Annotated in this window: 23 protein-coding genes; 13 read left to right on the forward strand and 10 right to left on the reverse strand. The window is 63.4% G+C overall.

The window, feature by feature from the left end; all coding sequences use genetic code 11:
* Positions 1-312 precede the first annotated feature (312 nt).
* Both KUF59_RS06165 and KUF59_RS06170 read right to left on the reverse strand, forming a co-directional pair.
* Complete coding sequence (locus tag KUF59_RS06165; RefSeq protein WP_258768791.1) at positions 313-765, reverse strand: RICIN domain-containing protein; 453 nt, start codon at positions 763-765, stop codon at positions 313-315.
* A 3-nt stretch (positions 766-768) separates the two neighbouring features.
* Positions 769-1,152: a hypothetical protein gene (locus KUF59_RS06170; RefSeq protein ID WP_258768792.1), complete on the reverse strand. Its 384-nt coding sequence runs from the start codon at positions 1,150-1,152 to the stop codon at positions 769-771.
* A 509-nt stretch (positions 1,153-1,661) separates the two neighbouring features.
* Here KUF59_RS06170 and KUF59_RS06175 point away from each other — a divergent pair.
* The 9 genes from KUF59_RS06175 to KUF59_RS06215 all read left to right on the forward strand — a co-directional run bounded on the left by KUF59_RS06175 (position 1,662) and on the right by KUF59_RS06215 (position 10,882).
* Positions 1,662-1,904: a hypothetical protein gene (locus KUF59_RS06175; protein ID WP_258768793.1), complete on the forward strand. Its 243-nt coding sequence runs from the start codon at positions 1,662-1,664 to the stop codon at positions 1,902-1,904.
* A gap of 1,141 nt (positions 1,905-3,045) precedes the next feature.
* Positions 3,046-3,474, forward strand: coding sequence for a DUF6538 domain-containing protein (locus tag KUF59_RS06180; RefSeq protein WP_258768794.1), 429 nt, complete (start codon positions 3,046-3,048; stop codon positions 3,472-3,474).
* Complete coding sequence (locus KUF59_RS06185) at positions 3,471-4,340, forward strand: tyrosine-type recombinase/integrase (RefSeq protein ID WP_258768797.1); 870 nt, start codon at positions 3,471-3,473, stop codon at positions 4,338-4,340. The genes KUF59_RS06180 and KUF59_RS06185 overlap by 4 nt, the downstream gene beginning before the upstream one ends.
* Positions 4,341-4,703, forward strand: coding sequence for a hypothetical protein (locus KUF59_RS06190; RefSeq protein ID WP_258768799.1), 363 nt, complete (start codon positions 4,341-4,343; stop codon positions 4,701-4,703). It begins immediately after the preceding gene.
* A 91-nt stretch (positions 4,704-4,794) separates the two neighbouring features.
* Complete coding sequence (locus tag KUF59_RS06195) at positions 4,795-5,004, forward strand: hypothetical protein (RefSeq protein WP_258768801.1); 210 nt, start codon at positions 4,795-4,797, stop codon at positions 5,002-5,004.
* Entirely contained in the window at positions 5,001-5,150 is a 150-nt protein-coding gene (locus KUF59_RS06200) for a hypothetical protein (RefSeq protein ID WP_258768802.1), read from the forward strand. Before KUF59_RS06195 ends, KUF59_RS06200 begins: the two co-directional genes overlap by 4 nt.
* A gap of 25 nt (positions 5,151-5,175) precedes the next feature.
* Positions 5,176-5,898 carry a hypothetical protein gene (locus KUF59_RS06205; protein WP_258768803.1) on the forward strand — a complete coding sequence of 241 codons (723 nt, stop codon included), beginning with the start codon at positions 5,176-5,178 and terminating at the stop codon, positions 5,896-5,898.
* Positions 5,895-6,683, forward strand: a complete 789-nt coding sequence (locus tag KUF59_RS06210) for a hypothetical protein (RefSeq protein ID WP_258768804.1) — start codon at positions 5,895-5,897, stop codon at positions 6,681-6,683. Before KUF59_RS06205 ends, KUF59_RS06210 begins: the two co-directional genes overlap by 4 nt.
* 425 nt (positions 6,684-7,108) lie before the next feature.
* Positions 7,109-10,882: a hypothetical protein gene (locus tag KUF59_RS06215; RefSeq protein WP_258768805.1), complete on the forward strand. Its 3,774-nt coding sequence runs from the start codon at positions 7,109-7,111 to the stop codon at positions 10,880-10,882.
* 36 nt (positions 10,883-10,918) lie between these two features.
* Here the strand turns inward: KUF59_RS06215 and KUF59_RS06220 are convergent, their stop codons facing one another.
* Both KUF59_RS06220 and KUF59_RS06225 read right to left on the reverse strand, forming a co-directional pair.
* Positions 10,919-12,040 carry a hypothetical protein gene (locus tag KUF59_RS06220; protein WP_258768807.1) on the reverse strand — a complete coding sequence of 374 codons (1,122 nt, stop codon included), beginning with the start codon at positions 12,038-12,040 and terminating at the stop codon, positions 10,919-10,921.
* Between the two features lie 233 nt (positions 12,041-12,273).
* Complete coding sequence (locus tag KUF59_RS06225; protein WP_258768808.1) at positions 12,274-13,692, reverse strand: AlbA family DNA-binding domain-containing protein; 1,419 nt, start codon at positions 13,690-13,692, stop codon at positions 12,274-12,276.
* A gap of 239 nt (positions 13,693-13,931) precedes the next feature.
* Between KUF59_RS06225 and KUF59_RS06230 the strand changes: the two genes are divergently transcribed.
* Both KUF59_RS06230 and KUF59_RS06235 read left to right on the forward strand, forming a co-directional pair.
* Positions 13,932-14,609, forward strand: a complete 678-nt coding sequence (locus KUF59_RS06230; protein WP_258768809.1) for a hypothetical protein — start codon at positions 13,932-13,934, stop codon at positions 14,607-14,609.
* A gap of 66 nt (positions 14,610-14,675) precedes the next feature.
* Complete coding sequence (locus tag KUF59_RS06235) at positions 14,676-15,575, forward strand: site-specific integrase (RefSeq protein WP_258768811.1); 900 nt, start codon at positions 14,676-14,678, stop codon at positions 15,573-15,575.
* Between the two features lie 53 nt (positions 15,576-15,628).
* Here KUF59_RS06235 and KUF59_RS06240 read toward each other — a convergent pair whose 3' ends face one another.
* Positions 15,629-18,913, reverse strand: coding sequence for a UvrD-helicase domain-containing protein (locus tag KUF59_RS06240; protein ID WP_258768816.1), 3,285 nt, complete (start codon positions 18,911-18,913; stop codon positions 15,629-15,631).
* On the reverse strand, positions 18,910-21,204 hold the full coding sequence (locus KUF59_RS06245) for a PD-(D/E)XK nuclease family protein (RefSeq protein WP_258768817.1): 2,295 nt from the start codon (positions 21,202-21,204) through the stop codon (positions 18,910-18,912). The genes KUF59_RS06240 and KUF59_RS06245 overlap by 4 nt, the downstream gene beginning before the upstream one ends.
* A gap of 126 nt (positions 21,205-21,330) precedes the next feature.
* Here KUF59_RS06245 and KUF59_RS06250 point away from each other — a divergent pair, with 126 nt between their 5' ends.
* The gene (locus tag KUF59_RS06250) at positions 21,331-21,597 is read left to right on the forward strand and encodes a hypothetical protein (protein ID WP_258768818.1); all 267 of its coding nucleotides are present in this window, start codon (positions 21,331-21,333) and stop codon (positions 21,595-21,597) included.
* 23 nt (positions 21,598-21,620) lie between these two features.
* Here KUF59_RS06250 and KUF59_RS06255 read toward each other — a convergent pair whose 3' ends face one another.
* The 4 genes from KUF59_RS06255 to KUF59_RS06270 are packed head-to-tail and all read right to left on the reverse strand — an operon-like array spanning position 21,621 to position 23,633.
* A complete protein-coding gene (locus tag KUF59_RS06255; RefSeq protein WP_258768820.1) occupies positions 21,621-22,460 on the reverse strand; it encodes a HesA/MoeB/ThiF family protein in 840 nt (279 codons plus the stop codon).
* Positions 22,457-22,984: a hypothetical protein gene (locus tag KUF59_RS06260; protein ID WP_258768822.1), complete on the reverse strand. Its 528-nt coding sequence runs from the start codon at positions 22,982-22,984 to the stop codon at positions 22,457-22,459. Before KUF59_RS06260 ends, KUF59_RS06255 begins: the two co-directional genes overlap by 4 nt.
* Complete coding sequence (locus KUF59_RS06265; RefSeq protein WP_258768824.1) at positions 22,981-23,349, reverse strand: hypothetical protein; 369 nt, start codon at positions 23,347-23,349, stop codon at positions 22,981-22,983. Before KUF59_RS06265 ends, KUF59_RS06260 begins: the two co-directional genes overlap by 4 nt.
* Positions 23,346-23,633: a hypothetical protein gene (locus tag KUF59_RS06270; protein ID WP_258768826.1), complete on the reverse strand. Its 288-nt coding sequence runs from the start codon at positions 23,631-23,633 to the stop codon at positions 23,346-23,348. Before KUF59_RS06270 ends, KUF59_RS06265 begins: the two co-directional genes overlap by 4 nt.
* 184 nt (positions 23,634-23,817) lie before the next feature.
* On the opposite strand from KUF59_RS06270, the gene KUF59_RS06275 reads away from it, so the two are divergent.
* On the forward strand, positions 23,818-24,723 hold the full coding sequence (locus tag KUF59_RS06275; protein WP_258768828.1) for a BrxR family helix-turn-helix transcriptional regulator: 906 nt from the start codon (positions 23,818-23,820) through the stop codon (positions 24,721-24,723).
* Positions 24,724-24,778: the final 55 nt, after the last annotated feature.

Genomic DNA, 24,778 nt, shown 5'->3' on the forward strand with positions numbered 1-24,778 from the left:
TGATTCTGCTGTGCGAGCGAGAGATCTCGCTTCAGAATCACCGCCGCATCGACTTGGGCGCCAGGAATTCCGAACAAGAAAAGAAATGGGAAGGGCCTCGGCCTTTCTCGAAGCTGTGATCGCGCCTAGAGTAGGTTGGCTACGTCCGCAATTGCGTGCTACTGTACGTGAAAAGGTGGCGCTGCGTCGTTAGGGACAAATACCGCGCCTTTCTGCGCGGCTGGGCTACTCCTCGCGTCACTTGTAACGAACTGCCGGCGTGCGCAGCAAGCGCCGCCGCACGCGACAGCCACCTCTTCAGTTGAGACGAGTTTACGCGCCAGCCGCTGATTCCAGAGTAACCTTAAGGTCAGATAGGGCGACAAGTTGCCACTGCTGATTGTCTCCGCCGTGTTTCGGATACAACTGAATTGTGTTGCCTTCTTTCTTCACACCCCCGTGGTTGTCAATGCAGAACCGCTCGTTTAGCGCGGCGAGAATAAGGCCTGTGTTGCCGGAAATTTCCCAATGTTGGGTAGCATCTGAAGCGTTGTAGAACTTGAGCAAGAGCGGAACCTCTTGTGCAATTTTGCCGTCCTTTGGCGCGACTGCTAGTTGTCCTCCCGAATTCAACCTGATGGCACCATTGTCAAAGTTGATGTCCCAAAGGATATATTTAAGGCTGGAGGTCACCTTGCGAAGTACAACACGGGCATTTTCATGCTTCTCCTCCACTCCGAGCACGAAGTTTGGGTCGCTCGCGTACTTGATGAGAAAGCTCGACATCTTTCACTCCTTTCGAGCTATAACGAAGGCAATTTGCCCTTGATCGTGTATCGATCCCAGGCCATTTGAGCCTCGCCATATTTGCAGCAATAAGCGTGCCACCACAAAACTCATCAAGCTGCTGGTTGAAAAGCGCGACGCTCGTTCGTTGATGTGAAAGCGCTCGTATGCCTGCTTTTCAGCATGTCGGCGACCGCACGCGCAGGTTGGGTTCACGACATGCATGTCGTAAGGCGGACAGGCCGAACACGGCAGACCGGAGCATCGACGGCTGAGCTGCACACCCTCGTTTTTTCGTTCGAGAAACATGTGGTTGTTGCGATACTCGGCGTTGATGAGACCTTCAGAGGACTTTGGGCGCGCGATCATTCCTCGATGTTTCAGCAACTGCGTTCCACCTTTGCGAAGTTGCTCGGCTTCGAAGCGGAACGAGCAGCCATAAAAATGCTGATCGCCGTGATGGTCAACCGTCCTTCACCGGGACTACATAACGCCGTCGAAGAAATAGAATGCGCGACGCGGGCAGCTTCGACGTCGGCCTTGAGGCCCAGGCGGCCCAACCAATCCAGGTAGGTGCCGGGGAGACTTTTCGCCGATACAACTCGGCGGCATCCTGTGGGCTGGACTTCACCCACGGGAAGCGAGGACGGTCAGTTTTGCAGTTCAAGGCCGTCGCAGGGCTGGCCACCTCAAGTTAGTGGCGCGGGTGGTAGGGACAGCGCTTCTTCGGTATGGCGGCGCCGAGTCACATCGCTGCTAACTTCACTGGCAGTGCGGGCGCGGTAGGGACAGCGTCGGTTACGCAAGTCATCGACGCCGAGTCGCGCCCGCGCTGCTTCTAACTGCCGAGCGGGGGTCGTTAGCAACATTCGCGCGACACCTAGGGGGAGCGAGCGATGACTCAAGTCATCGTCTACAAGAGTCTTCTCTACGAATCCAAGGAAGACGAGCCGCTTATTTCTCGGCGAATGGCGACTCGTCACGGCGCCGCAGCCTTGGGCGAGTTAGTCATAAAGGGCACCGGGTACGTTATTGACGCAACTCACCTTGAGCCAGGCAATCAATGGACCGCGCTGGTTTCGACCCGGTCGCATTGGGCTGCGAGAAGGAAAGGCCTTGATTCTGTGCAACGCTCCTGAGGAAGACCTAAGCAAGTTCTACGGCCCCGAGTAGCCCGTTATGAAGTGGACGTACGAAACACGCGCGGGGTTAGCTGAGATCATTATCGTCCCGGGCGGATGCGCGCTCCTGTTTGACGGTCAGGTGTTGGGCCAATACATCTCACCGATTGTAGCCGCGGGCGAACTAGCGAACGGGATTTGCTATTGGCCGTCGGCTGGCGACCCCACCAAGATGGGCATTCCGGAAGACCTGGCCGACTGGCAGTGCGTTCCGTAGTGCGTTAACGGCTGCCGGTCAGCTTTTGATTTCCATCACCTGCAAATTCTTGTAGTTGACCGGCGCGGTGTTTCCTGGGCCGAATCGCTATCAAGCCCACCCTATACCAGTCGCGAGCCCAATCACGACTGCAGGGAAGGAGAGCAGAGCAATGTCCCCACTAAAAGCAATCACCAGTTGGCTGGAAACGCTAGAGTTGGACATGCAACTTGAGGTCGCGGGCTTCGCGACATTCTTGATGTTCGAGCTTGACGAGTTCCCGAAGGCTGCCTGCAGCTCGCAGCGAAACTCGCCTCTAGCAAGGATGAGCGGTGGGCAGGGCGGCTTCCGGTCGAGGGGCCCCTCTGGGAATCGGTTGGATGCCTTCGTCGACGCGCTTCGGCCCCAACTTCCCAGAGATTGCAAATTGCGACATTGTTTGCTCTAACTGTCGTCGTATCTGAACGAAAACGCCGTGCCAAAATCGTGCCGCGCTGATTTGGCCGAGACGGAAATGGTAGAACGGCAGCTTCCCAAGCTGCATACGAGGGTTCGATTCCCTTCGCCCGCTCCAACTCAGCAAACCTCTATAAATATGGCACTTTTGCATCTTTGGGTGGGTGACCTGGTCGTCACTCAAAGAAATTCATACAACAGCTGTACAAATCTCCTGCCCTTTGCCGCTAGTCTAATGCAATGAGCAGCCGCGCCTCGTGGTCCCAGTCTGTGTTTCGCCGACATCTGCAAAGCATCTGAACTGCTGGCACCCTGCAAACAGGGATGAGAATCCCTCCCTCTCCGCCAGCACACTCGAAAACAGCCGAAAAGCAGCGAGCCTTCTGATCCGAAAGGGGATTTAGGACTTTTTCCGGACGACCGTCGGTACACAACGGCGGTACACAGATGGTCTGCGCGCTCGGTACTCCCAAGCGTCATCCGCAAAGCGGCATCTTCCTGTTCAGGAAGCGCGTTCCTGAACGGCTGAGAGACGCCGTCGGCAAGAGCGAGATCAAGTTCTCGCTGCAGACCCGCGATCCCGTCGTCGCACGCATCCGCAACCTCGAAGAGACGGCGCGCCTCGAACGCGCCTGGTTGGAGATCGACGGCATCGTCGCGGAGGTCGGAGGATACGCGCGCGCCGGCGCGGCGCCCGCGATGGCTGTCGTCCCCGACGCCGCGGTCGAAATCATCTCGCCAGCCGTCGGCCAAGCGGGTCCGCAGGTCCAGCTCCCGTCGGCGCCGAAGCGGCGCGGCAGGGGACGGCGCCCAGGCCGCTTCGCACCATCTTCTCCTCCTACGCCAAGGAGGCGCAGCTGTCGCCCGCGACCGTGAAGCGCTGGTCGCCGATCGTCGACAAGCTCATCGCGCAACTCGGCCACGACGACGCTACGCGGATCTCGCGGGCCGACATCGTCGCCTGGAAGGACAGGCTGCTCGAGGACGGCAAGTCGAACATCACCGTCCGCGACGTCTACCTCGCCTCGACCAAGGCGACGCTGCAGTTCGCCGTTGACCAGGGCCAGCTCGCCGAAAACGTCGCCAAGGACGTCAAGGTCAGGGTGCGCGAAGCGCCGCAGGAACGCGACAGAGGGTTCGACGGCAAGGAGGCGGCGACGATCCTGTCCGCGACGCTGAGCCAGCCGTCGGAAAAGATCAGCATCGAGATGGCCGCGGCCCGGCGCTGGGTGCCGTGGATCGGCGCCTACACAGGCGCGCGGGTCAACGAAATCACGCCACTGCGCCGGCGCGACATCGTGTTCCGCGACGGCATCTGGATGATCCGGATCCGCGCCGAGAACGCCAAGACGCGCAAATTCCGTGAAGTGCCGTTGCACAGTCACCTGATCGAACAGGGCTTGCTCGACTACGCGAATTCGCGCGGCACGCAGCCGCTGTTCTACGACCCGCGCCGCAGCCGCGGAGGCAAGGACTCGAATCCCCACCACAAGAAGGTCGGCGAGCGGCTCGCAGAGTGGGTGCGCACGCTCGGCATCGACGAGCGGGTGGCGCCCAACCACGGCTGGCGCCACCGCTTCTCGAGCGTAAGCCGCTTGGTAGGGATGCCGGAAGACGTCCGCAACATCATTCAGGGCCACGCCGGCGCCAAAGCCGCTGACAGCTACGGCGAGACGTGGCCGCTGGTGGCGCTGCGCGAGATCGAGAAGCTGCCGCGGTATGCGGTCGGCAAGGAGGCATAGATGCGAACGACGTACACGATGTCGCTGTGCGACGGCGAGCACGAACGGATCGTCGCGGAGAAAATCACGATCGAGCGGGCGCTGGTGCTCGCCGTGCAGCACGGTCACGCCGGCAACACCACCATCCTTCATCGGGAGTGGAACGGCTTCCGCATCTTCGAGATCGGCCGGTTGCACCGCGACACGATGGCATTCGAGGCGGTGTTCGAAACCCTGGTCAAGCATACCGACCACCCCATGGCCGACGCGGACGAGGCGATCGGGAATTTCGCGGAGGTGCTGCTGAACGACACGCGGGTGTTCTGGAGCGGCCGCATCGAGGCCGAAGATTTCGCACTCCGCCGGGCAAAGGAGGCGACATGACCGATAGCTACGGCGAGACGTGGCAGCTGGCGGCGCCGCACGAGATCGAGACGTTGCCGCGCCAGATGGTCTGAAGAAGGAGGAAGAGGCGATGAATCAGAAGACGTACACGATGTCCCTCGGGCCCGGAGGCAAAGTCGTCGCGCAAGGCGTGACGCTCGGCCGCGCGCTGGTGCTGGCACTCGAGCACGGCGGGCCGTTCAGGGCCGCGCCGGTCGATCACGACCTCGGTTCAGTGCGCCGGTTCGATATCGCAAGCGGCCGTCGAGCGGACGAGGCTTCCTCAAGGTGTTTTCCGTGATGGTTCCGAAGTCCAAGGATCCAGGGATCGACGTCGGCCGCGCGCTCGAGAAATTCGAAAAAGCCCTGCTGGAGAACACGGGGACGATCTGGCCCGGACGCATCGAGAGCGACGACGACTACGCGCGCCGACTGGCTCTCCACTAGCACACCAGGAATGAAAGGAGACGACATGAAGAACGACAAGCTGCTCGTAGTCCATCTGCCGGGATTTTCCGGATTCTCGGCGCCGGAATGGGAAACGGTCATTGAAACCCCTTTGCGGCGGGCGGCGCAGAACTACGCGCTGACGGAGCCGGCGGCCGCCTGGGCGCTCGATGAGGAAGACTTCACGGGTCTGCTCGAGGCGCACCGCGACCGCCGCGCGCAGTGCGCTGCGATCGCGGGCCACTTCTGCTCGATCCTCGCCGGCAAGCTTGCGCAGAAGGTTGGGTTCGCCCACGGCCTGCTGTTCAAGGAGGTGCAGTTCGCGCAGGAGCGCGGCTTCGAGACCGACCGGATCGTCGCCACCATGCCGCTGTCGAGCGCCATCAAGATCTTCCAGATGAGCGAGGCGAAGCACCACCGCCCGCTCAACGACGTGATGCCGTCCGACTTCGCGCCGTATCTCGGATGCATGGCCCACCCCGAGGGCGATCCGCATCCGCTGCTGGCCTTTCTGTCGATCGAGGACTGGGACGGCATGGCACTCGGAACGCTGCTCGAGGCGTTCGCCGGCCACCGGGTGGAGAAAAAGGCGCTCAGGACGATCGAGAGCGAGCACGCACATTCGGCGTTCACCGGCGCGGTGGACTGGCCGCGCGTCCGCGAGGCGGTGCAGACCCGCCGGTACGAGCAGGCGAGCGCGATGTCCAACCAGAGCGAAGAGGCCACGTACGGGGGAGTGAAGCCGTGAGCGAAACCTACACCGCCTACCTTCCCGTCGACGACATCGAGAAGGATGATCTCGTGATCGCACGACATCTGTCGGCGCAGGAAGCGATGAGGATCGCCTGCGGTTACGACGACGGCTGGCGCGTCCGCCTTGACGAAGAGGACCACGATTCGTTCGTCCAGTACACATGGCGGGCGCACGCCAACAGGAAGGACCTCGCCAACCTTCCCTACCGCAACGAGAACCTGCAGGCGACCGTCGTGCGATCGGGGCAGGCCGAACGCGACAGAACGCTCGGCATGGACATGATCGCCGCGCAGTTCCTGCGGATCTCGCATCGCTACTGGCAGGGACGCATCGAAAGCGACGAAGCCTTCGACAAGCGTGTGAAGCGGGTTGCCGAGAAGCGCGAGGTGAGGCGCATCGACCGCGAGATCGCCACCAAGCTCATGGATGCCTTGATCGCCGACGGCTACACCATTACGTGCGACCTGCAGGACACCGAACACGAGTTCGAGCGCTCGACCGACCGCGACGGCATCCTCGACTACATGTGGCAGGTCGAGATCGTCGAGATGTGGGCGCACAAGGGCAAGAAGCGCGGCTGGCTGCGGCTGATCTTCGACGAGAACGGGTGGGACCTCGTGCAGGACTACACCACCGACCTCGAGCACATCGTCGACCCGATCTGCGAGCCGTACCTGCCGTGGAATCAGCCGAACGCGAACGAACTCGACCACTGGATCCGCGTGCTCGCCCTCGGCTCGCCCGATGATGTCCTCAGGATCGAAGAGATGCTGAAATGATTTCCGATGCCGATCGGACACCGGAGGAGCAGTTTCTCGACGAGATGATCGAGGGACGGAAGGAAGCCGGATAACCCTGAGCCGTCGGCGAACCGTTCGGCCTCATACAGGCACGGCTTCGCCAACGGTCGCGATGACCTAGCGGCCCGGCCGCGCCTGCCGGCGGCGGCCCTCCGCCTTCTTGCAGATCAGGCGATCAGAGAGGATGTTGCGCGGGCCGAAGGCGGGATATCGATCGAGGGACGACGCTGAGGTCCAAGCGGGCCCGATGCCCTGTCGGCCCGATATCGAGGCAACCGGTGACGCACAAAAACTTCGGCGCTTAAGCTACCTGCAGCATCCATATTGCGCAGGAGCGTCCTATATAACGCCGCAGAAGGAGGGCGACCAAGCGAAGGTAGCGTCTCCCCAGGTTCGAGGTGCGCATGCCGGACGAAGCGGAAGCCAATGACGACGGTGTATTGAAGTTCTACCAGACGAACGTCCCATCTCCCGGATGCGCCGACCTTTTCCTCCTGGGGGACAACCGTCTGGAACGGAACGCGTTCTTCGCCGCCGTGTTGCGCATGTTTCGAAGCGAAGACCGGCCTGCTTTCGCGAGAATCATCGTCGTGCTGCCGCCCGGCAACGACGGGCCGTCTTCGCTTGCTCCACTAAAGACGGATTTCGCCGAAGGCTGGCGGCGATGCATCGGCAAGGTGCTCTCGCCCGAAGGGCTGGAAAAGGCGTTCAGCGTCGTGCATTGCACCGTGTGCGAGACGCTCGAAGCGGCGGCCGTGGAAGACATCGTTCGCCGAGGCGAGCGCGAGTGTGCATACATCGTCGCGAGCGCCGCCTCGTACCGCGCGACGGATGCGGCGACGCCTGCGCATGGTTCGGCGCTACCGGAAGACTTCTGGGTCGGACACCTGCTTGCGCTGACGACTCTCCTGAAGCGGGCGGCTCAAGCATCTCTCGCCTATGTCGCGCTCGATGCAGGTGAAGTCCTCCCCGATCGAACCGAAAACCGCGAACTCCTCCATGGCACTCCCGACGGACTTCTCGGCGTCGGAAGAGAGAATCCGGACGGGCCCGAATTGGCACGACAGTTCGAACAGTGGCGGAGCACCGCTCAGGCCGGCCGTGTCGGTCCGGTACTTGCCGATATCGACCGTCAGAAGCTACCCGATCGAAACAAGATGCTGCTGAAGGCACAGATCCTCCAACATGTCGGCGCGCTCTCGACCGCCAAAGCCCTGCTTGAGGCCGACCCGGGCCTTGTCGACGACCTCGAGCGCGAAGCCGCTCTTCGGGCAGCGATATTGGCCGAGCAGGTCGACGCCAACGCCATCGCGGCGGCGCTGCTGGAAAAATCGATCGATGGCCTGCGCGATCTCGAATTCCTCGAAGCAGCGCTTCAGCTCGGCGACCGGCTGGACGATCGGGCCGCGGTGGCCGCGGCCGCCGGCGCTCTCTCCTCTCTGTTTCCCGGATCATCATCGTTGCGCGCGAATCGGGCCAAGGCGCTGGTCCGGGAACGGAGGTTCCGGGAAGCCGCCGATCTGTTTCGCCAGGGCGACGCGCAAAGCCGGCAAGCTGCGGATTTCTACGCTCTCGTGGTGGACCGGACAGAAAAGGTCGATCAGTTCGATGTCGACGGCTTGATTGCAGAACTCGGGCTGCGATTTCCGAACGCGACAAGCGCCGCCGCCAGAACAGTCGCGCAATTGCTCGAAGCGCGGGGCAGGCGACGAGAGGCGATCCAACTGCTGATTCCGGACGAAGGCGTTCCGGCGGATGGACGTCTGGTCCGCAGCTCCTTTGCCATGATCGAGCGCGGCCGCCTCGTGCTCGATCCGACCGTGGACGACGATCTCGTCCTGCATGTGTTGAGGGCGGCGATCGGCTGGCTCGCAAGCCGTCCCCTGGAAGGCGAAGTTCGCCTCGGCCTGCTCAGGATATTGTCTCCGGAAATCCTCGGAAGCATTGCCGTTCCGATGATGGCCAAACTTCTGATCGACCAGGCGGCGGCCGGCGTGCGGATTCGCCAGAGACCGAAGGTCGGCGATCGCCCGCCACCGTGCGAGCCGGAGAAGCTCGGACACATCATGCGGGTCGGTCTCACGGCGCTGAATGCCGGCGGAGGCGCCGTGCTCAGCAAGTTCTCCTATCCCGCAAACCTGCTCACGGAGAATCCGGAAGCGGTCGTGCTCGGCTTCGCGCGGCTCATTGAGCACATGGGCGGACGCGTCCTGGACGACGGCGACGTCCGCACGATCGAGGCCTGTCTGATGATGGCATGCGCGATCGCCCCGCTCGGATCCGAACCTGACGATGACCTGGTCCTCATACGTCTTGCCGCGGGAAGGCTTGCGCTCGGCGGCCGGGTTCAACGTGCTCGCGATATGGCGCAGCAGGCGCTTGTATCGGGCGGTGGAAGCCCGCACCGCAGGAGACTTTCGTGGTTCGCGTTCGCGGACGCCTATGCACGCCTCGGAAACGGTCTCGAGTCCATGATCGGCATGGCTTGCGCGCTCGCAGCCGACGACGAAGCGACATGGGATCAGATCTTCTATGAGACCTTGCTGCTGCTCCGAATTCTCCGCGACATCGGATTGCTTAAGCTGGCGCGGCCGCTCATCGCTCCGGCACGTCGCGCATTGACCGAAATGGGCGTCGGTGTGCGAAACGCAGATCGCATCGATACCGTCGAGCTGCAGCTCGATTTCGCGGACTTCGATCGCAAAGGTGGCCCGCCGGAGCAACTGAACGAGTTGCTCGAAAGATCGGTCGCGAACCTTCGGCGCGTGATCGCATCGAACGACGAGGCCGAGCCGGCGGTCATTCTGCTTGCCAACATCGTCCGGATCGCCGGACGAAGAGGGATCGAAATCTCCCCCGGCGTGCAGAAGGTGATGCAGGAAGCCCTGGAATCCACCGGACCGGGCATGGCCGTGCTGTTCGACGCGCTTGGCGCCAAAGATCCCACGGCCGGACAAGTTTCCGCTTTCGCCGCCAGGCTGGAAAGCGCACGCCACGGATACGACACCGGATATGACGTCGGAATGCTCGTCGTGGCCGCCCGCAGGATGCTCGCGTCGGAAGGGTCTCGCGATGCGGCTACGGCGTTCTACGGCGTCGAGATCCTCGCCGATCAAACCATTGCGCACCCCGGACAGCCTGGTCCGTTCCGATCGTTCGATGATGCTCGGGCTCCCGCCCAGGCTGCCCGGGAGATTTCCCGCGAAGGATTGGCGGTGGTCGGTTTTGGAAATACCGACGATGGCCTCGTCCGGGTCGTCGCGGCGGCCGGCGAACTCGAGGCGAGCTCTCTCGAGCCTCAGCAGATATTCTCGGAGCCCCGGTTGCTGGCCTGGCAGGCCGACTATCCCTACGCATACAGGGATGTCCAAGCCTTCAACGAATTCTACGTCAGCACCGACGGCATCGGAGTGTCGGAGTTGCCCGAGCGTGCCGTGGTGATCGCGAGCGCCGATCTGCAGGGCTTTCCGCCGAACCTGCTGAGGATCGGTCCGCATCTTGCGGGACGCGATCGGCGTTTGGCGGCGGCTCCGTCCTTGTCATGGCTGCAAGCCTCGCGCGGGACTCCGCGGAACGGCGACGGGCGGATATCCGCCTGGATTCCGGACGCGCAGCCCGAAGAGGGTCTGCCGACACTTGCCATTCTGGCGGACCGTCTGGCGGAGACGTTCGCTGCTCACGGCGTCGTGCTGTCGAGCGGGTTCGAACCGCCCGCAGCGCTGAAGGGCAGCGACATGATGATCGTCGCCGCGCATAGCGGCGTGGCCGAAGACAAGCGGTTTTTCCGCGTGGTCACCGACGACGTCGATCTTGCCCTGGCGTCCTCGACGATATCGGGCGCGCTGGAAGACATTGGCGTCGTCGTGCTGTTCGTGTGTTCGGGAGGTCGGTTGGACAAGCATCCCGGCGCCAGCGCGACCGTCGGTCTGGTGAGACTTCTCCTCGACAACGGATGCCGCGCCGTGGTGGCGCCCCCTTGGCCGCTGCGCACCAACGTTCCGCCCTACTGGTTGCCGACGTTCCTCGATCGGTGGAGCGCATCGGCGGCCGTCATCGACGCCTCCTTCGATGCGAACTGCGCGGTCCGCGCCGCGCTCGGCGACGATCCGGCGACGGACCTGGCCATGACCGTCTACGGCGACCCGCTGACCTGCCGGTCGGCTAAGGTCGGCCGTTGACGGAATCCAGAGCGTAGCCGGAGGCCGTTCGGGCCGTCATGCGGCGCCGGCGATAGCGCCAGCCATCTCATCGACCGTGAGTGCGAAGAGCGCCGGCTTGACGACGGTTTCCTTCAACCAATCCGGCCAATCCGGATTGCGCGAAGTCCAGGATATGATCCTGTTCGCGTCGAGACGCCGGTGGGTCGCGAGATATCCCGACGAGATCTTCGCAGGCACGGATTCCCGGACGAAGTCGGCGTTGTTAGGCCGGATAGTCGCAAACAGCCCATATGCCTTGGCGAACGTCTCGATCTCGCCCTCTTCGGCCAGTGCGGTAAGCAGCTCAAGCACCGGCCCCGAGGGCGTGATGTACGCGTCGGATCCGAGACGATCGATGGCATCCGCAACGCGTCGAGCATTGCGCACTCCGATCGCGGCAAGCGCATCGTGCAAGGCGCGCAGCGCCTCGTCACCGCCTGCGTCCGCCCAATATCTGGCCTGACCGTTCTTGTGATCGGTAACGTATGCGACGACCGCCTCGACATCGGGCGGGAGCACCCTGATACGATCCTCGCGGACATCCAGAATGCCGGCGGTGGTCAAAACCTGGAGCTCGATCTCGAACCTCGGATGTCGAGCATCGTCACCGAATATCGTTGCCGGACTTCCTTTGAACACGAAGGCCATCGTGTCGGGCTCGAACAAAGGCACTGCGCGGGGGCCACCATGAACATTGAGAAGGGGGCCGACAACGAGCGTCTCCCGCAGCTGCTGGCCCGCTCCGGAGCCGGGCCGCAAAAGATGCGTCGTGCTACGATGCAACACGGAAACAGCCATGAGGTAGGGAAAGACGTCGCGATACCAGCGGGGAGGCGTGTCCGGATCTGGCGCCGACTCGGCCGGGTCATCATCCAGCCAAGCGATCACCGGTGGGTGGCAAGGGCCGGGCAGGGCCGCCAGCAGGCGCTTGCGGAAAGCAGCCGGTTCGACCTGTCGTGGCCCGCCGCCAAGCGCAGCCTCCAGATCGTGCCAATCGCGGAAGCCGCCACCACGTGCAACGGCCGATTGGCATTTATTCAACGGGAATATAAAGCCGCTGTCGTCGAGCAGTCGTTTCAAGTCCTTTGCGCACTTCTTGGCGCCGTCCTGTGTGGAGAACACGCGAGCATCCTTCATCTCGGCCTTGTCGAGACGCGCTGCTCGTCCCTTGGCGGCCGCAATGAGGGGTCGGTCGCGGGGGTCAAAAACTCGTTGGACGACGGTCCTTCGCCATGGCAGCGGCCACGCCGACGATGACGGCGTTCCTCACCAACATATAGCCGCCGATGAGGAATTTCAATCGGGCCCGACGGTTCGGATGCCGCATCGAATCAATTCTGTGTGCCATCGGCCCTTTGGGCGACTGCAGATCAGTCCTCGTCAAACAGCCGCAGCGTGTTCATCCGCAGCTGCGAGAACTGCTCCTCGACAGCATCCCGCGTCAACCACTGGTCCGGGTCGTACCAGCCTGTCGTCCCGAAAATGCGAAGAATAGGCAGCGAGACCAGGCGCAGCGCCTCGAAGTAGTCGTCCCGCAACGTCGCCCACTCGATCGCGATATTCTTCGCAAAGCGGTCATCGGCCAGCGTCCCGCCACCGGCCGCATGACGAAACCGGTCCCATGCCAGCATGCGGCCCTTGAGGCCGCGCCAATCCATCCGAACGAGGACCTGAGCCGCGCCCGGGACTTCTCTTCCGACAAGGCGAGCGTGGGCGAGCAGCGAGTGAATCGCGATCAGTATCCAGGCCGGCGTGAGGTGAGGAGGGGCCGTATCGCCCGGTCGCCGCCAGTCGTCGCGGAACGATTCGACGCTCACGCCGATTCCGCATTCGTAGATCCGCCAGTAGTCGAAGGCGCTGCCGATCAGGCCGGTGTTCTCGACCCGCATTCCTTCGAGATACGTGACTTCTCGTCCGGCGAGCGTGGACATCCGAACTTGGGGCGCTCGCTCGGGCACGTTCAAAGGCAGGAACGAGCTCCAGCCGTAGTGTGCATATCGGTGCATTTCGATCGTGACACGGTCGTTCACCGCACGCGGATTGGAAATCTCGACAGGTTCTCCTTCGCCGTCGACCAGTGCGTATCCGAGTGCGGAAAAATTCGTACCGGCTCGGATGATATGATCGCGATGCTCGGGTTGAACCTTTTCGGCCAAGAGCTGCGTTTGTGCGGTGAAGTCCCGAGCCGCTTCGTCGAGAGTGGCCTTGAGCAGATCGTTCACCTTCCGATCAGGTCGCGACGGATGAGAGAGCGACTGCCGGAGGATCTTACCCAACAGGTCGCTGCGGTGAGAGAGGCAGCGGTCGAAAAGCGTATTCCAGTCGTCGGCGCTGCGGATCGGCGCGCTCTCCGGCCCGGCCATTCTGATGTAGACGGTGCCCAAGGCTATTCCGATCGGCCGGCCACGGCCATCGTGCGGACCATCGGCGATCGCAACGACAGGGCGCGCGCCATGTGATGGCACCACGACGACAGGATAGGTGACACCTTCGTGCTCGACGTGGTCGACGAGGACCTGGACCCGAGGCTCGAGATACTTCTTGACGATGCCCGAAATCGCATCCTGACCGAACAGAGCGAGATCCAGGACGGTCGCGCCGAGAGGCCTTCTCGTCTTGTCGTCCACGCCGAAGATCAGATATCCGCCGCCATGATTGGCGAGAGCGGCAATGTGTCGAGCAAGCTTCGCCCGAGCATCGTTGCTCGTCGTGTCCATCCATGCCTTGAACTCGACGCCGAGATTTTCGTTTGCCCCCGCCAGGAGGTCCAATAGGTCAAGCGAAGCCATGCGCTCCTCGATGCGAAATTGCCCGGTAACGGCCGGACAGACCCATCATACCGAATGGGCCGTCGATTCGGCCCGACTCCGGTGACGGCCGCGGGCAACCTTCCGAGCCGTCGGGGCTGAAGGTCTCGCGGCGCTGAAGGTTGCCAGTCAGTTTACGCGTCGAGGCGGATTCGATCGATATCTCCGCCGAAATGCTTACGGCCGGTCGGCTATTCCTCCCTTCGCGAGGGTGGAATACGGTGCGGAAGCCAATTCGCGAGATCAACGGCGTCTATCATTACCGTCGTCGGGTACCCGACGACGTGCGCCGTGCATTGCGCGCGTTTGACGCTTGCTCGCCTGCGGGCAGCCCTCGACAGGACAAGCGCGAAGAAAAGAAGCGGCTGGGAAAAGACAAGGCCGCAGCCGACGCGGCGTGGGCGAAGCACGATCGGGAAGTCGAAGCCAGATGGGAGCAGCTCCGAAAGGGCGCTGTCTTCGGATTGACGACGGTGCAGATCCAGGCTTTGGCCGGGGATGTGTACAGACGTTGGTTGAAGGGCTTCCCCGCCGAGCGATTTCACGCCGGCGCAAGCGCGGGTTTCGCCCTGATGGCGATGCAGGAGATGGACGGCGAGCTGCCTCGGCAGTTCACCAGCGCCGTCGACGACGAGGACATGCTGGAGAGTTTCCACGGCGAACACGTGACCGCGGTACTGGCGGCGCGCGGCTTGATCGTCGGTCGACGCATGCGCCGGGCCCTGATTCTTGCCGCGCAGCGGGCCGCGAAACATGCGTGCCGGGTCGCCATCAAGAGATCCGAGGGCGATCTACGCCCGGATCCCGACGAGACGCTCTATCCGGACTGGCCCGATCCCGCGACGGCCACGCTCTCCGGCCTTTGTGCCTCCTGGATACGAGCGAAATCAACCGCCTAGCCGGAGACTCATGCCGCCTTCAAGGCATGCATCGACAAGTTCGTCGCGTTCATCGGGCGCGACGACATGGCCCAGCTTTCCGCAAACGACATCCGCGGTTGGCTGACCCATCTCAAGGAACACGAAAAGGTGAGCGACGTGCGGATCAAGGACGGCTATCTCGCGGCGATCAAGACGGTGCTGAATTCGGCCCGGAAGCGGGGACTGATCTCCGCAAATCCTTGCGACTCCATCCATATCGACAGCAAGCCGACGGAACGCACTCGGGAGAAGGACCTTCGTGACAGCGAGGTCTATGCGATCCTGAAGGCCAGTCTCGATCCGCAGAAGAACGTGAGCGAAGACGTGGCCAACGCGCGCCGTTGGATTCCCTGGGGGTTGGCCTACACCGGAGCCCGCGTCGCCGAGATCACGCGGTTGGAATCGAAGCACGTCATCCAGGAAGCCGGCGTCTGGGCAATCGACATTCAGCGAAGCAAGAACGGCCGTCCGCGCATCGTTCCGCTTCATCGTCACCTCGTCGAACAGGGCTTCCTCGAATTCGTCCGGACACGGGAAGGATTGCCGCTGTTCTTCGAAAAGGAATTTCTGAACGATCCGAGACTCGTTATTCACAAGACGAGAGCCGAAGGGCTTGCGGAATGGGCGCGCGAAGTGGCCGGGATCGAATCTGGCGCGGTTGCTCCCAACCATGGTTGGCGTCATCGCTTCAAGACCGAATGCCGTCGGGTCGCCATGGATCGCGAAGTCAGGCTCTACATCCAGGGCCATGCCTTCAAGATGGAGGGTGAAGAGTACGGCTTCTTTCCCATCGACATCACGGCGGCATGGATGGAATTGTTTCCGACTTACGTCGTTAGCGGTTCGGCATTGCGCGTCGAACGCGCAGCAGGTGTCGACGTCATCGCGCGTGCCACCGCGTTACTTCACCGCGATAGGACGATAGCCGCCGAACAGGCCGCCTGAGGTTCGCATAGTCCGCGCCGATCGTGCCTGGCACCCGAGTTGCGTGAAGCGGCTTAAGCGGCTGCAGCTATCCAGTCGATGTGGCCCGACGTCATGTACACCACCGCGCCGCGCTGCGCGCCCAGGACGCGCAGATAGTGAGCCAGCTGCGCCCGATACGCCGAGCGGTCCCGCTCGTTCGGCGCAACGTCGCTCTTCCAATCGAACGCGACCAGATCGCCGTTGTCCGCCTGAGCCACCGCGTCCGCTCGCCCCGCGACCAGTTCGCCGGAGCCCGCCGAAGCGATGCCGTACAGCGGCACCTCCGCAACGAGCCGGTCGCGGAACGGCTTCAGTTGGGGGTGGGCGAACGTGCGCAAGGCCGTATTCGCCATCTCCGCGGGGTCCGGCCCGGCGCTCGTCGTCGTTTCCGTCGCAAGCTGCTCACAAAGCAGATGCGCTCTCTCTGCGGCCTCATCTGCGTCCGCGGCGAGCTCTCCGGTCGCCAGTTCCTCCATGAGCTTGTGCAAAATGACGCCGCGCAGGCGGCCGCCTTCGATCTTCACGGTCGTCTCGATAACCTCTTCTTCCGCGGAATTGGGAGACGGCGTCGGCAGCGTATCGGGATCGCTCTCGCTAGGTTTGGTCCAGACGATCGAGGGAAAGTCCCGCTCGATCCGCGACTGCTCTTCGGCGAAGAGCTCCGCAGACTGTAGATTGGCACCCGCCTCGGGCGAGACGACGGCCGCGCGCTCGAACTTCGATACGTCGAGCTTGGGGATGCCCTCGAGCTTGAAGTCGATCTGTTTCGCCCAGGACGTCTCGTCGCACCAGGAGAATTCGGGGATGACGAGCAATTCCATGGCGCGGGTGCAGGCCACGTAGAGCAGCCGCAGGTTCTCGTCGCGCTTTTCCCGATTCTCGCCCTGTAGCGCACCTTGCAGCGTAGGTGGCGTCACCTGCCCGAGTGCCCAGTGCAGGCTCTCGTCGCTGCGTCGGTACACGAACGCTTCGGGCGGGCGGGGCATCGAAGCACGATTGATGGGAATGACGACCGGCCATTCCAGCCCCTTCGAACTGTGGACTGTGACGATCTCGATGGATCGGCCGTCCGCTTCGACGATGCCCTCTGGGAATCCGGTCCCGCTCGACCAGTCGTCGTCCAAATCGCGGGCGAACTGCACGAATCCGCGCACTCCGTAGTTCCGCGCGCGCTCGAGCAGGGCATCGACGTTCGCAAGCGAGCGGGACGCCTGATCCGCGCTCCTTGCCGCGACGATGGCACGTACGCGAAGCCGTTCGATCGCCTCGGCGAGCAGCAGTGCGGGGGTCGTGACGCGAAGGCGAAGTCGAATGTCGCGCAATATGCCGAGAACCTCGCGTGCGAGATCGTTCTGGACGATCTTCGGGTCCGTCAGCAACGAAAGGCGCGCCGACTCGCTGCCAGGCGGAACGGGAAGATTCGCCGTGATCGTGAGCAGCTCCTGCTCGGAAAGGCCCACAAGCGGTCCGCGCAACAGGGCGCCCAAGGCCAGCGTGTCGCGCACATCGGCGATGGCCCGGACCAGTGCGACGAGATCCTGAGCCTCCTGCCGCTTGAATAGATTCTTGCCGGCTTGCGAGGCGAAGGGCAGTCCGGCTTCCTCAAGGGCTCGCTCGTAGCGCCACAGCTCGGTCGAGACGGGTGCCAGCAGGGCGATGTCTCCCGGCGTCAGGCGCCTGCTCGATCCGTCGTTCAGCTTCAGCACGACGTTGCCTATCAGGCGGCCGCAAATTTCGGCGACCACGCGCGCCTCCTCGTCGCGGCTGCTGTCGATCCGCGTATTCGGCAACAGGTCGACGGACACCTTCGTGACGCACGGAAGCCCATGGTTTGCGTCGTCTCTCGTCCCGCCCAAGGCCACGTAGCCGGCCTGTTGGGCGGCGAGCGGTCCGGCGAAGCAGTCGTTGATGTATTCGAGGATGCGCGGCCTCGAGCGAAAGTTCGCCGTGACGCGCAGTATGTTCTCGGGAAACTGCGCCTCGATGGCGCTGCGGACCTTGAGGTAGGTCGCGAGATCGGCTCCCCGGAAGCGGTAGATAGCCTGTTTGGGATCGCCGACCAGGAAAAGCTGGCCACGCCGCAGACGGCGCTCCTGCCAATTTTCGGTGGTTGCGTCGGCACCGGCCAGCAGAAACAGGATCTCCGCCTGGACCGGGTCGGTGTCCTGGAACTCGTCCACGAGTATGCGCGAGAAGCGCCCGCCGGCGGCCGCACGGACCTCGGGATATCGGCGCAGGACCTCGCGACAGGTGAACAGGAGGTCGTCGAAGTCCATCACCGCGGCTCGCCGCTTGAACCCGTCGTATTCGGCCAAAAGCCCGTCGAGCTCGGATGAGAACACGCTGACGATCGCGGTTGCGATCCGGCCCATCAGCGTGCCGTAGGACTCGCGGCATCGCGCGTAATGCTCCTCCGCCTGATCGGCGAGGTGGCCGCCGTCATCGTCTCCCTTCGCGCGCTTCCACATCGAGCGTCGCCTGTATTCGCGGAGATCGAGCGATCTGGATCGCATGAGCGGCAGCGTCTCGGGGTGCGCCGCATCCCATAACCGCGCGAAGTCGAGACCACCCTGGAGGCTGCGCTCGAAATGGCCGACCAGCGTCTCGAGATCGACGACGTCGCACGGACCCCCGACGCGGTCGTACCAGCGGCGGAACTCGCGGACGTTCTCCCCGAAATCGAGGTGAGCGTCGACCTCCATGCCCGGCGGCAGCGGACGGGCGTTTCGGTGCCGTCGCCTCGACTTGGCGAAATCGCGCAGAAGCTTTTCGGCTCCCGTCGGATCCTTTCGCGCAATCACCGTGATCGCATCCTCCGCCGGCCGAGGTTCGTCGAGCCGATCGCGCCACCACTGATCGAAGATAGCATCGAACACGAAATCCGCCTGGTCGCGATCGAGGATCTCTGCGTCGGGATCGATGCCCGCTTCGACGGAATAGGTCCGCAGCAGGTCGTGGCAGAATCCGTGAATCGTCGAACAGGTCAGTTCGTCCAGGAGCCCGCTCGCCTTCTCTAGCGCCCGCCGCTGAGCCGATTCCAGTTCCGTCGGAATGCAAAGTCGCAGCTCTTCGGGTACCTTCCCCAAGAGAAGGGCGTCGAGATAGTGAGCGATACGTTGACGGAGTTCGCCCGCGGCGAGCTCGGTGAAGGTGATCGCCGCCATGGATTTCGGCGGCGTGCCGGCCGCGAGCAGCATCACCACCCGCCCGGCCAGCAACGACGTCTTTCCCGTGCCGGCAGCGGCTTCGACCAGAAGTGTCGAATCGAACTCGGTCAATGCACGGAGCCGGTCGCTGTCGTCGTTTCGCGCAATCATGCAGCGCTCCAGAACTTGGAGAGAGTTCCGCAGGCGCGGCCGAAAGCAATCCGCTTGCGCCGCTCGTATCCGGGGGAGGCCGGAAAGGCCAGTCGGAGATCGTTGGTCCTGTCATAGGCGAGACGTCCGGGCACCGCGCTTCCCTTGCGGAGCAAGGCCACCGCCTCGCTTACGAATTCACCTATCCGAGCGAGAACCACGTCGACATCCTTCATCTTGACCTCCAGCGGCTCTCCGGCCAGGTAGAGCAACCTTGCGAGGACTTTCGGCTCCTCCTCCAGCAACTGCAGACATGCGAGCGCATACAAGGCGCGCTGCAACTCGCTGCCACCGCCGATCACGATGCGGGCGGCGTTGTTGGGGACCATTCCCGTCTTGTAGTCGGTCACTCTGACGGCGAAGGGATTGCTGCGCATGTCGAGGCGGTCGATGGTGCCGCGCAGCCGCACGGGGGTGCCGGGTATTTCGACGGGTATCGTAGGATCCCACGGAAGCTCGCGGCCGGATTCGAAGCCGGCGGGTTGACCGAAGGGGACCTCGGTCCAACTGCGCGTGCCCTCCTCGCTGATCTCCTTCCGAAGCAGCCCCGCCAGCGCCATCGCTTTCGCGTAGTCGACGGTATGACCCCACAGCAGCTTGGGCGGCACCGGACGTTCGAGGGGCCAGGCGGCATGCACGATCCCGGTCGCATCCGTCAGCGCATTCTCGATCTGAACGTCGGAGGCCCTCGCGTATCCCGGTTCGGGCTCGAGCGCATCGACGGCGCGCCGAAGGAGCTCGTGTACGAGTTTGCCGAGCTCGTCCGGCGCGATGGTCAGCGGGTGTTCGCGCTGTTGGGGTACGTCGAAGCCCAGCGCATACTTCCAGACGAATCCGAGCGGATCCCGCAGGAGCCGTTGCAACGAGGCGGCCGACTGTATCCGCTCGATCGAACGCTTGATGGCCGGGTGATCCGGCTCGAAGCAACCGTCGTGCTCCGTAAGCGCCTCCACATGCCAATCCTTCCAACATCGGTTGGCCGATCCGATCTGATCGATGAAGGCGGCATCTTCGGGACGCGCCAGCAGCCTGTCGGCATGATCGAAGGCATGCTCGGGAATGCGTTCGCGGGAAAGCACGTCTCCAACGCGGTCCTGCAGTAGAGGGCTGCGTCCGACACGGCCGCCTTGTGCACCGCGCCGGCTCCGCGAAAGCACCGCGCTTCCCGTCGCAGCGCCGAGAATGACGGCGAAATGCCTGCGGTCGGCGCGCGCTACGGGATCGGCGTCGAAGCCGTCGACCGGCAGGACATGGCTCGGCAAGATCGGATCTTCTCCGCTACCGCGGGGCCAACCTCGATTCGTAAGTCCCAGCAGCCGCACGTGCAGACGGGGGGCGGCGGCGAGATCGCTGGCCGGACACCACACGACGGCGTCCGCCGCATCCGTCTCGGCCCCGAGGCGCACGCTCCTCAACGACAACTCGATGGCATCGGTCGGCGCGGAACGTGTCGCCGCCTGCCAGATCCGGAGCGATTGGCCACGAAGAAACACCGCGGCCGCTTCGTCCGCCGCGGCCGGTCCCTTGGCGAGAACTTCCAGGAGGCGCATCGTGGCCTCGACGGAAACGTTTCCGGGCGACCGACGGGTCGCGGTTTCGAGCGCACGCACCCAATCCTCCAGGCCCGACAGTGCCGCGCCTCGCGGTATCGCATCCAGCCAACGCGCCGGGAGTTCGTCCTGCGGAAGGCCTTGTCCGCGACACACCGCGAACAGCCGCCGAACCCGCTGCTGACTCAGGCCATGCATTAGGACGTCGGCCAAGGCCGCGCAGCGTTGCCCGTCGCGGGTGGCGAGGGCGGAAACGCCATGGGGAAAGTGAAGCCGGAAGCCGGTGCCTTCCGCGCAGGCGAGGAAGTGATCGTCCCATGCCGTGGTGTTCGGAGACGCGATCGCGATCTCGTTGGGCTTGGCGGTACCGGATGCGATGAGCTGCCGGGCCCATCTCAGGCTCTCGACCACCTCGTGGCGGACGTCGGCGCACGAGACGACCTCGGGCGCACTCGGCAAGACGGAGTCGTTCCGCGCGATCTTGCCACGAAACCATTCGGTGTCCGCGCCGGCCGGAGCGATCCACTCGACCCGGACGACCCTGCAGAGCGCCTCGATCAGGGGGCGCCAGATCGGTGCGATGAAGGACAGGCCTTCGATCCGGATGTCGCCGAGGATCCGCGGCGCATGCTGTAGCCGCTCGAGCGCCGCGTCGCGAAGATCCCGAGGCAGCATTGCGGCCGGCGGCAAGCGGGATTTCATGCGCGTCTCGATCAAGCGCATTTCCGCGATGCGGCGGTGTCGGTCACGTCCCGGGGCCGCGAGATCGAAGTCCGCCGCCCAGATCTTCCTCAATGTCCTCAGTACCGCCCGCGACATGCCCGGCAGATGCCGAACGTGCTCGAGTTCGACGAAACCGCCTTCGGCGAGCGCGTCCCGTATCGCGGGCTCCAGCTGCTCCGCCGTCGCGGCGATCGTGAAGCCCCCGGCGAGTCTTGCGGCCAGTTGCGGCAAATTCAGTATCTGAAGTCCGCAGTCCTCGACCTGCGCCGCCGCGAACCGGCGCATCTGGAACGCCAGTTGTCCTTCGACGACGACGGTCCGAAGTGCGGGAAGACGATTGTCGCTCAATTCTCGATGCCCATGTTCGAGTGATGCCGGTCGAACGGTAGATCCCGTCATGACGAATCCTTCGGCGCTCGCCGGAGGCTCAGGTCCAGGAACGGGTCGCCAAGGTCATTGGAGGTGAAATGCCGGCACGGTCCCTTGATCGAATAATCGGGCTGCCTGCTGCGGGACACCAATTGGTTGTTGCCGTCGAGTTCGAGCCACTCGAATTCGGTGGAACTGTCGAACCAGGGCGTCAGCAGACGCATGAACGCGCCGACGGCCAGCGAAGCCAGAGTTCCATTCGTCCAGACTACCTGGGGATTGATGCCGGCGTCGGCGTAGTCGTTCTCTTCCCTGTCGAGGCGCTGCTGCGTGAGAAAGCCGAGGCACCGCATGCAGGGGCCGCCCGGTCGCGTCGAGATCATCTGTCCGGCGACGGCATAATGCCGATCGGCGAGGCGCGTGACGTCCATGCCGACATCGATGTACGGCAGACAGAACCGGCGCGCGGCGGTTTCGAGATGCATGCGCTGCCGATACCCGTCGACACATCCGAACACGACGTGCGCGTCCTTCAGCAGATCGGCGGCGGCCTGCCACTCGGTCTTCGAAACCTCCACGTCGGCCCACGGACGAACCGAACGTATGACGCGCTTGGCGATCTCGACCTTCGGTGTGCCGTTGATCACATCGTCCTGGGTGGCGCCGACGAGTCGGTTGAGATTGCTGTCTTCGATGTCCTGCGGATCGATCAGGCGGAAATGTCCGACACCGACGTGGGCGAGCTGCTGCGCAATGTGCGAGCCGCCGCCGCCCAGGCCCACGATCGCGACGCGGGTTTCCGCGAGCACCTGCTCGGCATCCTCGCCGAGAAAGCTCTGTCGGCTGAAATCGCCCCGCGCGGTCATGCCAGACGATCCAGACCGCCCGGGCGCACGACGTCGATCGTCAGACGGCGGCCTACGACGTCGAATTCCGAGATGTTCACGATCGTGTCACGGTCGAGCCATATCCGGCCGTTCGCCTGGTCGTGGCTGAGGACGACGGCACCGTGCGGCATCTCCCGGCGAACCTTGAAGAAGTCGGGAACGAATTTGGTCTGTTCACGCACGTCGATCCTGCTGAAATGCGGACGGCCATGATGCTCGTGCATGTGAACGTGGACCATGCCGACCGATCGCATCAGCGCGACTTCGAGCGCCTTGCGGATCGCCTCCTGGCCCATCATCGCTCCGACGGAGATGTCGTGGACGTACTCGTCGTCGGCGAGCGGATGATAGTCGGCGGCCAGCAAGATCAAGGTGTCGGCGCCGGCGGCCGTCGCGCGCACTGAAATGAAGCCGACGCGTTCGGCCGCGAATGCATGAGGACGGGCGAGATCCCGCCTGACGTCGCCGAGAAACCGATCCGTCGCTCTGAAGATGATCTTCATCGGAACGCCTCCAGATGACCGCCTAAAATGGCGAGGGGGGGTTGGTTCGGCGACACGCCGCTCCATGACCAAGTAAACCAGTTCTTCGCCAGGATGAACGCGGTCTCGTTCCAGTTCAGTCCGAGACCCAGATTCGCCGGAAGATAAAGCTTCGTCGGATACGTCCCGTTCGGATAGTCGAGACAGAGAAGCGCATCCATCTGCTGGTCCGCCCCGCGGACGAGGAAGCGCAGTCCGACCATGTGGACGTAGCGCCGTCCGGCCTCCTCCATGTACTTCACGGTGCCGGAGCAGATCGCGGCGATCGCGGCCAGCTCCGGCTCGATGACGGCTCCCGCGAGAGCACCCCCGGCGTCGTTCATCATGAGGAGCCACCGGACCGGGCGTGGGTCATGAACTGCTCACGATCGTGCAGTTCGATCTTCGCGTTGTCGTCCAGGTCCTTGAGACCGTGCGGCGTGATCTGCGCCAGCACCTTGGCCGGGTCGATCCCGAGTTCCGCCTTGAGCTCGCTCACGATCCATTTGTCGCGGCGCACCTGACGGGGGTCGCCGTCGACGATAATGGTGATCTCCCGATGGCCCCGGTCGTGATCGGGCTTGTCGGCACCCTGGCCGAGCGCCCGGGTCGGTTCGTCATGATCTGACATCTGTTTCTCCTCGGGTCGGTGGAAAAAGAAGTCCGCAAGCCGACGCCAACCTTGCGCGGGTCGCCCCTCGGGACCACAATCCCCTTGGCGACCCGTCAGCTATCTATACGTATTGTCTTATGACCCGTCAATAAATGACGGGTCGGAAAACCGACGGGTCAGTAAACTATTCGTGATAAGGGTCATGGCTGACAAGGACGACATCCGCTGGGGGCTTCAGCGCCGCTTCGAGCTGATCGAATGGCGGGCCTACTGGCTCGGACGGATCAATCGCAGTGATCTTGAGGATCGGTTCGGGGTGTCGACGCCGCAGGCGTCGGCGGACCTTCGCTCATACCAGGAGGCGGCGCCAGGCAACATCGAGTACGACGCCACCGAGAAAGCCTATGTGCCGTCCGAGAAGTTTCATCCCGAATTTCTGAGGCTATCGGCCGATCGCTATCTGATTCAACTGGACGCGATCCTGAACGGGGCGGTGCCGGCCGTGGACACCTGGTTCGGGAGTCCGCCGCCGGCGGCGGTGATGCCGACCGTGGCGCGAAGCGTGGATGCCGAAACGTTGCGGACCCTTTTGAAGGCCATCACCTGGCGGCGTGAGGTCGAAGTCGAATACCAATCGCTGACCAGCGCGCGCCGGCGCGGCATCGTGCCCCATTCATTGGCTTTCGACGGTCATCGATGGCACGTGAGGGCGTGGTGCGCCGAGCGTCTCTCGTTTCGCGATTTCGTGCTGTCCCGAATCCTCTCGGTCGGCGACAGCCGGCCGTCGGACGTCGATCCGACCAACGACGTCGTCTGGAACACGATGGTCGCCTTGAAGATCGTCCCGCATCCCGCGCTCGCTCCCGCGCAGAAGAAGGCGATCGAGCTCGACTACGGGATGGAGGACGGCGTGCTCGTCCTCAACTCCAGGCTTGCGCTGGCATACTACGTGATACGCCGATTGAACCTCGATCTGACGGAGTGGAAGATTCCGCCGGAGCGGCAGCAGATATTTCTGACCAACGCGGCCGAGGTGGAAGAGATCGGACGCAACGCAAGAGCGGAGGAGGAGTCGCTCGTTCGCGCCTGGGCAAAGTCACGAGGATGAACGCACAGATATTGGCCGGCCGACGCACAGAGCATTGTGTCCGATGCGCGCGGCC

The sequence above is a fragment of the Bradyrhizobium arachidis genome (assembly GCF_024758505.1).
Classification (GTDB): Bacteria; Pseudomonadota; Alphaproteobacteria; order Rhizobiales; family Xanthobacteraceae; genus Bradyrhizobium; species Bradyrhizobium manausense_C.

Excerpts from the sequence above, each read along its gene's own strand:
- KUF59_RS06165 (WP_258768791.1), bottom strand. The coding sequence starts at position 765 with ATGTCGAGCTTTCTCATCAAGTACGCGAGCGACCCAAACTTCGTGCTC.
- KUF59_RS06175 (WP_258768793.1), top strand. The coding sequence starts at position 1,662 with ATGACTCAAGTCATCGTCTACAAGAGTCTTCTCTACGAATCCAAGGAA.
- KUF59_RS06180 (WP_258768794.1), top strand. The coding sequence starts at position 3,046 with ATGGTCTGCGCGCTCGGTACTCCCAAGCGTCATCCGCAAAGCGGCATC.
- KUF59_RS06190 (WP_258768799.1), top strand. The coding sequence starts at position 4,341 with ATGCGAACGACGTACACGATGTCGCTGTGCGACGGCGAGCACGAACGG.
- KUF59_RS06195 (WP_258768801.1), top strand. The coding sequence starts at position 4,795 with ATGAATCAGAAGACGTACACGATGTCCCTCGGGCCCGGAGGCAAAGTC.
- KUF59_RS06205 (WP_258768803.1), top strand. The coding sequence starts at position 5,176 with ATGAAGAACGACAAGCTGCTCGTAGTCCATCTGCCGGGATTTTCCGGA.
- KUF59_RS06215 (WP_258768805.1), top strand. The coding sequence starts at position 7,109 with ATGCCGGACGAAGCGGAAGCCAATGACGACGGTGTATTGAAGTTCTAC.
- KUF59_RS06220 (WP_258768807.1), bottom strand. The coding sequence starts at position 12,040 with ATGAAGGATGCTCGCGTGTTCTCCACACAGGACGGCGCCAAGAAGTGC.
- KUF59_RS06225 (WP_258768808.1), bottom strand. The coding sequence starts at position 13,692 with ATGGCTTCGCTTGACCTATTGGACCTCCTGGCGGGGGCAAACGAAAAT.
- KUF59_RS06235 (WP_258768811.1), top strand. The coding sequence starts at position 14,676 with ATGGCCCAGCTTTCCGCAAACGACATCCGCGGTTGGCTGACCCATCTC.
- KUF59_RS06240 (WP_258768816.1), bottom strand. The coding sequence starts at position 18,913 with ATGATTGCGCGAAACGACGACAGCGACCGGCTCCGTGCATTGACCGAG.
- KUF59_RS06245 (WP_258768817.1), bottom strand. The coding sequence starts at position 21,204 with ATGAAATCCCGCTTGCCGCCGGCCGCAATGCTGCCTCGGGATCTTCGC.
- KUF59_RS06250 (WP_258768818.1), top strand. The coding sequence starts at position 21,331 with ATGCCGAACGTGCTCGAGTTCGACGAAACCGCCTTCGGCGAGCGCGTC.
- KUF59_RS06255 (WP_258768820.1), bottom strand. The coding sequence starts at position 22,460 with ATGACCGCGCGGGGCGATTTCAGCCGACAGAGCTTTCTCGGCGAGGAT.
- KUF59_RS06260 (WP_258768822.1), bottom strand. The coding sequence starts at position 22,984 with ATGAAGATCATCTTCAGAGCGACGGATCGGTTTCTCGGCGACGTCAGG.
- KUF59_RS06265 (WP_258768824.1), bottom strand. The coding sequence starts at position 23,349 with ATGATGAACGACGCCGGGGGTGCTCTCGCGGGAGCCGTCATCGAGCCG.
- KUF59_RS06270 (WP_258768826.1), bottom strand. The coding sequence starts at position 23,633 with ATGTCAGATCATGACGAACCGACCCGGGCGCTCGGCCAGGGTGCCGAC.
- KUF59_RS06275 (WP_258768828.1), top strand. The coding sequence starts at position 23,818 with ATGGCTGACAAGGACGACATCCGCTGGGGGCTTCAGCGCCGCTTCGAG.